The organism is Pantoea sp. CTOTU46764 (assembly GCF_031974595.1).
Taxonomy (GTDB): domain Bacteria; phylum Pseudomonadota; class Gammaproteobacteria; order Enterobacterales; family Enterobacteriaceae; genus Pantoea; species Pantoea trifolii.
In genome coordinates this window covers 31,954-36,446 of the sequence record NZ_DALYOQ010000047.1, presented here as the reverse complement: position 1 = coordinate 36,446, position 4,493 = coordinate 31,954, and the positions used below count along the sequence as shown (strand labels likewise).

The following is a 4,493-nucleotide window of genomic DNA, read 5'->3' as shown; positions in this document are numbered from 1 at the left end:
GCTCGTCGGGCTCATAACCCGAAGGTCGTCGGTTCAAATCCGGCCCCCGCAACCAATCATTTAAACACCTTAACGGGTGTTTTTTTGTTTCTGGCGTTCAAAAAAGCGGCATTGCTGCCGCCCTCCTCAGCGATGTGCCAGCGCCGCACCTTTATCAAAATACGCTTTAATCCCATGCAGAATCGCCTCGGCCACCTGATGCTGATAGCGCGACGTGCGCAGCTTGCGCTCCTCTTCGACATTACTGATAAACGCGGTTTCCACCAGTATCGAAGGAATATCCGGTGCTTTCAACACTGCGAATCCCGCCTGATCGACCGTGCGCTTGTGCAGGTGGTTGATATGTCCCATGCGCGAAAGTACCTCTTTGCCAAACTTCAGGCTGTCGCTGATGGTTTGCCGCTGCACCATGTCAAACATGGTGTGGTCGAGATAGCGATCGCCGCTCATGCTGACGCCGCCAATCAAATCGGCCTCATTCTGCGTTTGCGCGAGGAAGCGTGCTGCCGCTGAAGTTGCGCCGCTGGTTGAGAGCGCAAACACCGATGAACCGCGCGCTGCGCGACTGGTGAAGGCATCAGCGTGGATCGAGATAAACAGATCCGCGCGCTGCTTACGCGCTTTCGCCACGCGAACGCGCAGCGGGATGAACACATCCTCATTGCGCGTCATGTAGGCTTTCATGTTGCGCTCTTTGTCGATCAGCGCCTTCAGATAGCGACCAATCTTCAGCACGATATCTTTCTCACGCGTTTTGTATTTGCCATGCGCGCCAGGATCTTCACCGCCATGTCCGGGATCGATCATGATAATAATCGGGCGATCGCGCCCCGCTTTCCCCGGCAGCGCCGCCTGCACCGGCTGATCGCGCTCAAGATCGCCCTGATTGTAATCCTGCAGTAATGCCAGTAGCGGATCCTCTTCCCGTGATTGCTGATTAGGATAGAGATCGACCACTAAGCGATGCTTAATGCCCGCCACCGGCGCCAGGGTGAAGGTCTTAGGTGCCGTGCTGCGCTTCAGTTCCAGTACAAGGCGTACCGTGTTGGCGTCAAACTGACCCACGCGTGCCGTTTTGATGAAGGGATCGTCCACGCGCACCAGTTTATCGACCCCTTTCAGGACCGGATTGATGTGCATATTTTCAATATCAATAACCAGACGATCGGGATGACTCAGCGTGAACTGCTTGTACTTAAGGGGAACGTTCGATTCCAGTGTAACGCGGGAGTAAGTCGATGATGGCCAGATGCGCACCGCCACAATGTGCTGACTGGCAGCCAGCCCGGTGCGCGTGACGCTCAGCATGAATAGTGCGCCTGCGCCCTGTAATAATCGTCGTCGTGTGAAAGCTTCGGACATGCCGCTCCAACTACTGTGTTATGTCTAAAAAATCGTCACTTGATGGCAAGAAAGTGAAAACTTTGTTCGATGAGAATTGTCTTGTCTTGCCGGAAAAACCAGATAATGCAGGCTGTTAGCGCGTGTTGCATCAGGAAAATCGTAAAGTAACGTCAGGCCCGGCGCTTGCAATAAGGGGCAAAAGAGCATAAAAATACGAAAATTACGAATAAACATGCACAGAGGGCTATGCCGTGAAGGAACGCAGTACAGAACTGGTTCAGGGTTTTCGCCATACCGTTCCCTATATAAATACCCATCGTGACAAGACCTTTGTCATCATGTTGGGTGGCGAGGCCATCGAGCATGAGAACTTCTCAAGCATCGTTAATGACATCGGTTTGCTGCATAGCCTCGGCATTCGCCTGGTGGTGGTTTATGGTGCGCGTCCGCAGATTGACGCCAGCATGGCCCAGCAACAGCTGGAACCGATTTACCACAAACACACCCGCGTGACCGATGCGCAGTCCCTTGAGCTGGTGAAGCAAGCCGCAGGTCGTTTACAGCTGGATATCACCGCACGTCTGTCGATGAGCCTCAATAATACGCCGCTGCAAGGTGCGCACATTAATGTGGTGAGCGGCAACTTCATTATCGCGCAGCCGCTCGGCGTGGATGATGGGGTTGATTACTGCCATAGCGGCCGTATTCGTCGTATTGATGAGGAAGCGATTCATCGTCAGCTGGACAACGACGCGATTGTACTGCTCGGTCCGGTGGCGGTTTCTGTGACCGGTGAGAGCTTTAACCTGACGTCAGAAGAAGTGGCGACGCAGCTGGCGATCAAATTGAAAGCCGAGAAGATGATTGGTTTCTGCTCTGAACAGGGCGTGACCAATCGCGAAGGCGCGATTATTTCTGAACTGTTCCCGAACGAAGCCCAGGCGCGCATCGACGAAATGGAGAGCGATGGCGATTTCCTCTCTGGCACCGTGCGGTTCTTGCGTGGTGCGGTCAAAGCCTGCCGCAGCGGCGTGCGTCGCAGCCACCTGATTAGCTATCAGGAAGATGGCGCGTTGCTGCAAGAACTGTTCTCACGCGACGGTATCGGTACCCAGATTGTGATGGAGTCGGCCGAGCAGATTCGTCGCGCCAACATCAACGATATCGGCGGTATTCTCGAATTGATTCGCCCGCTGGAGCAGCAAGGGATTCTGGTGCGTCGTTCCCGCGAGCAGCTGGAGATGGAGATTGATAAGTTCACCATTATTCAGCGCGATAACCTGACCATCGCCTGCGCCGCGCTCTATCCGTTCCCGGATGAGCAGATTGGCGAGATGGCTTGTGTGGCAGTGCATCCGGATTACCGTAGTTCGTCGCGTGGCGAACTGTTGCTGGATCGCGTGGCGTTACAGGCGCGTCAGATGGGGCTGAAGAAGCTGTTTGTGTTAACCACGCGCAGCATTCACTGGTTCCAGGAGCGTGGCTTTACGCCGGTGGATATTGAGTCGCTGCCTGAGAGCAAGAAGCAGATGTATAACTATCAGCGCCGTTCAAAAGTGCTGATGGCGGATTTGGGTTAAGTGCGGTTGGTGTGATTGGTCGCCATGAATGGCGACCCTACTAAAACCGTTCATATCGGCCATACGAAACCATTCCCGTAGGGTCGGCATTAATGCCGACCTTGTCCATCACCGCACCAGCTTTACTCCCCGCTCAACCGCTCCAGCAATCCGCTGCGTCGCTGGGTACGCAACTGCACAGCACGGCGGAACACGCTGTCATCGCTATACAACGTCAGCTGCTTACGTGCGCGGGTAATTGCGGTGTAAATCAGTTCGCGCGTTAACACCGGCAGAAACTGCGCCGGCATCACCAGCGCCGTATGATCAAACTCCGAACCCTGCGATTTATGTACCGTCATCGCCCACGCGGTATCGTGCGTCGGCAATCGGCTCGGCTGCACCGCTTTAATGCTGCCATCCGGCAACGGGAAGAACACTTTCAGCAGACCTTCCTCATCAAACAGCGTAATGCCGATATCGCCGTTAAACAGGCCCAGCGCGCTGTCGTTGCGCGTCACCATCACCGGACGTCCCTGATACCAGCGACTGCCGCCGGTTGGACGACGAATCAGCTGCAGCTGCATCAGCTTCTGCTCAATACGCTGGTTCAATCCCTGCACGCCAAACGGCCCTTCACGCAGCGCGCACAGCAGCTGATATCGGCCAAATGCCGCGATAATCTCTGCAGGATCAGCGCGTTGGCTAATGAGTTTCAGGAATGGCTGATAACCGGCAGCAATCTCCGTCAGCATCGCCTGATACGCATCCGCATCCTGTAAAGGTTGACGGGTGATATCGCTGAAACCGGCCTGGAATACGGCTTCAGCCGCCTTTACATCACCGGCGTTAACCGCTGCGGCCAGTTGGCCAATGCCGGAGTTGGCGTCAAAGCGGTAGCTTTTACGCAGCAGGCAAATCGCGTCGCGTACGGCGGGCGCGCTGCTGTCATCGTTACCCGCTACTTCACTGCCGGTGAGCGCACTCAGCTGCGCAGCACGCATCGGGCTGTATCCAGCTTCGGCACAACGACAGATATCACCGAGCACCGCGCCCGCTTCCACCGACGCCAGCTGATCGCGATCGCCAAGAAATATCACGCGCGCCTGCGCTGGCAATGCCGCAATCAGATTCGCCATCATACCGAGATCGACCATTGAGGCTTCATCTACCACCAGCACATCCAGATGCAGCGGATTCCCGGCGTGATAGCGCAGGCGCTGCGTTTCCGGCTGCGCGCCTAACAAGCGGTGCAGCGTGGTGGCATCGGCTGGAAAGCGCTGCCGCTCCGCCTCGCTCACCGGCAGCTTTTGCAGCGCCTTGCCCAGCGATTCGGTGAGACGCGCCGCCGCTTTACCGGTTGGTGCAGCCAACTGAATACGTAACGCGCCTTCACTGAGACGGATCAGCGCCGCCAGCAGTTTTGCCACCGTGGTGGTTTTGCCGGTGCCGGGACCGCCCGAGATCACCGCAGTTTTCTGCGTCAGCGCCACCGCAGCCGCAATCTTCTGCCAGTTATCCGGCTCGATGCCAAACAGCTGATCCAGCACTAGCCGCACCTCTTCAGCCGCAACAGCTTGTGATGTTGGT

At 56.2% G+C, this 4,493-nt stretch carries 3 protein-coding genes; 1 reads left to right on the top strand and 2 read right to left on the bottom strand.

Annotated features, from left to right (window positions below; translation table 11 throughout):
* Window positions 1-126: 126 nt before the first annotated feature.
* Window positions 127-1,362, bottom strand: coding sequence for an N-acetylmuramoyl-L-alanine amidase AmiC (amiC, locus tag RTM06_RS15425; protein ID WP_312183348.1), 1,236 nt, complete (start codon window positions 1,360-1,362; stop codon window positions 127-129).
* 233 nt (window positions 1,363-1,595) lie between these two features.
* On the opposite strand from amiC, the gene argA reads away from it, so the two are divergent.
* On the top strand, window positions 1,596-2,924 hold the full coding sequence (gene argA, locus RTM06_RS15420; protein WP_007891884.1) for an amino-acid N-acetyltransferase: 1,329 nt from the start codon (window positions 1,596-1,598) through the stop codon (window positions 2,922-2,924).
* 122 nt (window positions 2,925-3,046) lie between these two features.
* Here the strand turns inward: argA and recD are convergent.
* The coding region (gene recD, locus RTM06_RS15415; protein ID WP_312183346.1) for an exodeoxyribonuclease V subunit alpha at window positions 3,047-4,493 on the bottom strand (1,447 nt) is incomplete at its 5' end.

Coding starts and splice junctions, on each gene's coding strand:
- amiC (WP_312183348.1), bottom strand. CDS start 1,362: ATGTCCGAAGCTTTCACACGACGACGATTATTACAGGGCGCAGGCGCA.